The organism is Dietzia timorensis (genome assembly GCF_020742175.1).
GTDB classification, from domain to species: domain Bacteria; phylum Actinomycetota; class Actinomycetes; order Mycobacteriales; family Mycobacteriaceae; genus Dietzia; species Dietzia timorensis_A.
This window is the reverse complement of record NZ_DYXM01000252.1, coordinates 1-5,365: the sequence shown is the minus strand read 5'-3', so window position 1 is coordinate 5,365 and position 5,365 is coordinate 1. Positions and strand designations below refer to the sequence as shown.

Below are 5,365 nucleotides of genomic sequence, written 5' to 3'. Positions count from 1 at the left end.
CAGGCGGCGTAGATGATGGGCGCGGAAGCGGCCGGCACGGCCGCCGCTAACACGGTGGTTCTCGCTTCGGTGGGGGAGTCGTTCCAGAACGCGGTCGCCTCGGGTCCGCTGGTCCTCGCGATCGGCGCCGCCCTTCTCGCGGGTCTCATCTCCTTCGCCTCGCCGTGTGTCGTGCCGCTCGTCCCCGGCTACCTCGCCTACCTCACTTCCGTCGTCGCCGCGCCCGAGAAGCAAGGGCAGCCTTCAAGCGAAAGCCGGGATGAAGCGACCGGCGCTGAATTCACAGAGTTATCGATAGCGCCGAACGAGGATCCAAAAGCGGCTAAGACAGAAGCACGTAGGGACGCATCCGCCAAGGCCCAGGCGGCCACCGCCTCGAAATCCCTGCGCTGGCGCGTCACCGGAGCCGCCCTGCTTTTCGTCGCGGGATTCACCGTCGTCTTCGTCCTGCTCAGCGCGGTCGTCCTCGGCGCCATCCAGTACCTCGCCCCGCAGCAGGAGCTCCTCCAACGCGTCGGCGGCGTTATCACCATCCTCATGGGCCTGGTGTTCATCGGCCTCGTCCCCGCGCTCCAACGCGACACCCGCATGCAGCCGAAGGCCATCTCCACGTGGCTCGGCGCCCCGCTCCTCGGCGGCGTGTTCGCGCTCGGCTGGACCCCGTGCCTCGGCCCGACGCTCGCCGCCGCGCTCGCCCTCAGCGCGGGCACCGGCGCGGACGCCGCTCGCGGCGTGTCGTTGATCGTCGTCTACTGCCTCGGCCTCGGCCTTCCTTTCGTTCTTCTCGCGTTCGGTTCGACGTGGGCGGCGGGTGCAACGCGGTGGGCGCAGCGCCACAGTCGTACGATTCAGTTAATCGGCGGGGTCATGCTCATCATCGTGGGCGCACTCCTCGCCACCGGCCTGTGGATGGAGTTCGTCGCGTGGCTGCGCGATTTCGCCATCTCGGACACCACGCTCCCCATCTAGAATTCCGTTCGCGTAGGAAAGGAACACAACCATGAGCCCCGAGGTCAACCCCAGGAAGGTTCTCGTCACCGGCGGCGCCGGGTTCATCGGTTCCACTCTCGTCGACCGGCTCATCGCCGAGGGCTACGAGGTCGCCGTGGTCGACAACCTCGTCTCCGGGCGCCGCGAGAACCTCGCCCACGCGCAGGAATCCGGCAAGCTCAGCTTCCACCAGGTCGACATCACCGACCCCGCGCTGCAGCAGATCGTCGAATCGGAAGCTCCGCACACGATCTTCCACCTCGCCGCCCAGATCGACGTCCGCAAGTCCGTCGAGGATCCGATCTTCGACTCGGAGATCAACGTCGTCGGCACCGTCCGCATCGCCGAAGCGGCGCGCGTGGCGGGCACGCAGCGCATCGTGTTCACCTCCTCGGGCGGCTCCATCTACGGCCCGACCGACGACATCCCGGTCTCCGATTCCCGCCCGGTCAACCCCTTGAGCCCCTACGCGGCGGGCAAGGTCGCCGGCGAGATCTACCTCGAGATGTTCGCCCAGCTCTACGGCATCTCGTGGGCCGCCGTCGCCCCCGCGAACGTGTACGGCCCGCGCCAGAACCCGCACGGCGAGGCCGGTGTCGTCGCGATCTTCTCCGAGCGCCTCCTCGCCGGAACGCCGACGCGCGTGTTCGGCGACGGCCGCAACACCCGCGATTACGTCTTCGTCGACGATGTCGTCGACGCCTTCTTCCGCGCCGGAACCACGGAGCAGGCCGCCGGCCTCCGCTTCAACATCGGCACCGGCGTGGAGACCTCGGACCGCCGGCTGCACACCCTCGTCGCCGAGACCATCGGGGTCGCCGATAACCCGGACTTCGCCCCGCCACGGCTTGGTGACGTCGCCCGCAGCGCCCTCGATGCCTCCCGTGCCCGCGAGGTCCTCGGCTGGGCGCCCGGCGTCGACATCGCGACAGGCGTCGCCCGCACAGTGGATTTCTTCCGAAAGTAGTTCAAGCAGAGTTCATGGCCCCCACCGCAACATCGAACGAGAAGCCGGGCGAAAGCCCGTCTCCCGCGCCCGAGAAGAAGCCCCGCACGGGCCCGAGCCTCGTCAACCGGATCATCGCCCCGTTCCGCAACGCCTGGCGCATCCTCACGCAGATGCGCACGGCGCTCATCCTGCTCATGATGCTCGCGATCGCCGCGATCCCGGGCGCGCTCCTCCCGCAGCGCAACCTCAGCCAGCAGAACGTCGACCAGTACCTCTCGGAGCGCCCCACGCTCGGCAAGGTCTTCGACGCGGTGCAGCTGTTCGACGTGTTTTCCTCGTGGTGGTTCACCGCGATCTACGCGCTGCTGTTCATCTCGCTCATCGGCTGCCTCACCCCGCGCTCGTTCGAGCTGCTCCGCCAGCTCAAGACGCAGCCGCCGGCCGCGCCGAGCCGCTTCACCCGTCTGCCGCACAACGCCAATGTCACCACGGATCTCGCCCCGGACGAGGTCGAGAAGGTCATCCGCGGGAACCTCAAGGGCTGGCGCGTCCGCTATAGCGACGGCGACGGCCGCGTCAAAGGCGCCAAGGAATTCTCGGCCGAGCGCGGCTATCTGCGCGAGATCGGCAATATCGTCTTCCACTTCGGCATGCTCGCGCTCCTCATCGCGATGGCGCTCGGCAAGTTCTTCTACTACGAGGGCATGGTCATCCAGATCCCGGGCCGCGACGCCCCGGCGTTCTGCAACACCACGCCCGCGGCGTTCGACTCGTTCCGCGCCGGGCTGCGCGTCGACGGCACGGAGCTCAGCCCGTTCTGCGTCCGCGTCGACAACTTCGAAGCCGACTACCTGCCCAACGGCCAGGCGAATATGTTCTCCGCGGATATCCGCCACAACGACGAGGTCGAGGCGTCGGACCCGAGTACGTGGGACACCCACCACCTCAAGGTCAACGACCCGCTGCGCATCAACGGCGACCGCGTCTACCTGCAGGGCCACGGCTACGCACCGACGTTCACGGTCACGTGGCCGAACGGCGAGACCCGCACGGACACCTACCAGTGGGCGCCCACGGATCAGATGACCTTCCTGTCCTCTGGCGTCATGCGCTTCGACCCGCCGGCCGGCATGTACCCGAACTTCGACGACCGCGTCGAGAACGGCATCGCCATCCAGGGCCTGTTCGCTCCGACCGCGGCGTTCCAGGGCGAGCTGCTCTCGTCCTCGTTCCCCGCGATGAACGACCCGGCCGTCGCGGTCGACGTCTACGTCGGCGACACGGGTCTGGAGACCGGCCGCATGCCCGGCGTGTTCTCGCTGGACCAATCGCTGATCGAGGAGGGGGCGCTCAACCGCGAGGCCCGCGTGAACCTCGCGCCCGGCGAATCGACGACTCTCCCGAACGGCGTGGAGGTCCGCTTCGACGGCGCGAAGGAGTTCGCGAACCTTCAGGTCTCGCACGATCCCGCGCAGATATACGTGGGCATCTCGGCCGTCGTCATGATGGCGGGCCTGATCCTCTCGATCTCCGTACGCCGCCGCCGCTTCTGGGCGCGCATCACCACCGATGACGACGGACGTACCGTGCTCACCCTGGGCGGCCTCGCGCGCACGGACCGCGCTGGATGGGGTAAGGAGTTCGACCGCATGAGACAATCGATCCTGGATTCGCTGGGTAAGACAACGAAAGAAGGCGCCTGATGAGTGACGTGAACACCGACCTCGCTCGCTACTCGGATCTAGCGTTCAACACGGCATTCGCCCTGCTCCTGGTGGGCCTAGTCGTCGCGGCGGTCGGTTACGCGCGTTATCGGGTTCGCCGCATCGCACCGGAGCGCGAGCTCGCCACCGTAGGCGCCGGCACCTCGGTGGAGTCCTCGACCTCGGCGACCGAACATACGGACGCTGAGGCGACCGCCGAGTCCGAAGGCCCGTGGTCCCGCCTGGCGTACCTGTTCGCCGGCCTGGGCACGGTGTTCATGGCGGCCTCGATCGTTCTGCGCGGCTTCGCCACCCACCGCATGCCGCTGGGCAACATGTACGAGTACGTCATGTTCACGCTGACGTTCGTGATGGCCGCGTCTCTGTGGTTCCTGCGCAAGCCCGGCTACCGCCAGCTATGGCCGTGGGTCCTGCTCCCGGTGTTGGTGATGATGACGGTTGCTGCTCGCGTCCTCTACACCGATGCCGCACCGGTCATGCCGGCGCTCCAGTCCTACTGGGTGCCGATTCACGTCACCACCATCACGCTCGGCTCGGGCATTCTTCTGCTGTCCGGCCTGTTCTCGATCGCCTTCATCCTGCGCTCGTACCAGCCGAAGGGGGAGGAGTCGGGCTTCTTCGGCGCCATCGCCCGGCCGCTCCCGTCGAAGGAATCGATCGACCGGATGGCGTACTACACGACGCTCCTCGGCTTCCCGATCTTCGGCATCGGCGTCATGTTCGGCGCCATCTGGGCAGAGTCCGCGTGGGGCCGGTTCTGGGGCTGGGACCCCAAGGAGACCGTCGCCTTCATCAACTGGATCGTCTACGCGGCGTACCTGCACGCCCGCGCGACCACGGGCTGGGGCGCCAAGCGTGCCGCGTGGATCAACATCCTCGGCCTCGCGGTCAACATCTTCAACCTGTTCTTCATTAACATGGTCGTCTCCGGCCTGCACTCCTACGCCGGTCTCGGCTAGTCGAAAGCAGGAACACCGGTAATAGCCACGATGGGGGCTGTGCTTCGAGGAAGCACAGCCCCCATCGGCGTTTCCCAAGGGCATGACGTCGGACGTACTGGCGCCCCGCTACGGAACGACGACCTCGCCACCGCAGCCGGTGTAGGGGAACACGGGAGGCGGGACGAGACCAGACGTGAGCATCTGGACCGACATTCCCGGTAGGAACATTCCGCTCTCGTGGGCGTCGAACGTCCACGTGATGCGTCCGGGGCCGGTCTCGATATCGGCACCCCACTCCGTTTCGCCCTTGTGCTCGAACCAGTAGATGTGCTCTGGAAGCGGGCCCTGGGTGACGGTGCCCGTCACGCCGGTATCTTCGTTCTTCCAATTGATCACCGGATCATCGGTGGTCGAGGAGGCTTCCGAGGCCAGGTTCTGGTCAACGAGGAAAGCAGTGTGGCCTGGCAGATCTCCCGGCACAGCGGTGGTGTAGTTCCGCATGCCGATTCCCAGCGAGCCGAGCATCGGGTCCAACGCCGAGCACTGGCCGGGCAGCGATCCCGTCGCCGCGCCCGATCCGATCGCGCCGGCGGCGCCGACCGATCCCGAGGTCACCGAGCCCAGGGTGGAGTCGAGAGGGGCAGTTTGTGCGTGCGCAGTCGCCCCGAGAAGGGACGAAGCCGCGAGGCCGGCCACCACGGCAATGCCGGCGGTGATTCGTGTACTGGACTTCTTTGCTCTTTCGACCATCTGTGGGCCTT

5 protein-coding genes are annotated in these 5,365 nt (G+C 67.0%); 4 read left to right on the top strand and 1 reads right to left on the bottom strand.

The features are described 5' to 3' along the window. The first annotated feature begins 12 nt into the window (after positions 1–12). The 4 genes from K8V11_RS13155 to ccsB all read left to right on the top strand — a co-directional run bounded on the left by K8V11_RS13155 (position 13) and on the right by ccsB (position 4,622). Positions 13–969, top strand: a complete 957-nt coding sequence (locus tag K8V11_RS13155; protein WP_303915157.1) for a cytochrome c biogenesis CcdA family protein — start codon at positions 13–15, stop codon at positions 967–969. A gap of 31 nt (positions 970–1,000) precedes the next feature. Next, entirely contained in the window at positions 1,001–1,957 is a 957-nt protein-coding gene (locus K8V11_RS13150) for an SDR family NAD(P)-dependent oxidoreductase (protein WP_303915154.1), read from the top strand. Positions 1,958–2,109: 152 nt separating this feature from the next. Further along, positions 2,110–3,642: a cytochrome c biogenesis protein ResB gene (locus tag K8V11_RS13145; RefSeq protein ID WP_303915161.1), complete on the top strand. Its 1,533-nt coding sequence runs from the start codon at positions 2,110–2,112 to the stop codon at positions 3,640–3,642. After that, positions 3,642–4,622, top strand: coding sequence for a c-type cytochrome biogenesis protein CcsB (gene ccsB, locus K8V11_RS13140; protein WP_303915151.1), 981 nt, complete (start codon positions 3,642–3,644; stop codon positions 4,620–4,622). Before K8V11_RS13145 ends, ccsB begins: the two co-directional genes overlap by 1 nt. Before the next feature lie 108 nt (positions 4,623–4,730). On the opposite strand, the gene K8V11_RS13135 is transcribed toward ccsB, so the two are convergent. Further along, positions 4,731–5,365: hypothetical protein (locus K8V11_RS13135; RefSeq protein ID WP_303915148.1), on the bottom strand; the 635-nt coding region annotated here is incomplete at its 5' end.

What these genes read in the sequence shown, in the direction of transcription:
- K8V11_RS13155 (WP_303915157.1), top strand. Translation starts at nt 13, where the DNA reads ATGATGGGCGCGGAAGCGGCCGGCACGGCCGCCGCTAACACGGTGGTT.
- K8V11_RS13150 (WP_303915154.1), top strand. Translation starts at nt 1,001, where the DNA reads ATGAGCCCCGAGGTCAACCCCAGGAAGGTTCTCGTCACCGGCGGCGCC.
- K8V11_RS13145 (WP_303915161.1), top strand. Translation starts at nt 2,110, where the DNA reads ATGCGCACGGCGCTCATCCTGCTCATGATGCTCGCGATCGCCGCGATC.
- ccsB (WP_303915151.1), top strand. Translation starts at nt 3,642, where the DNA reads ATGAGTGACGTGAACACCGACCTCGCTCGCTACTCGGATCTAGCGTTC.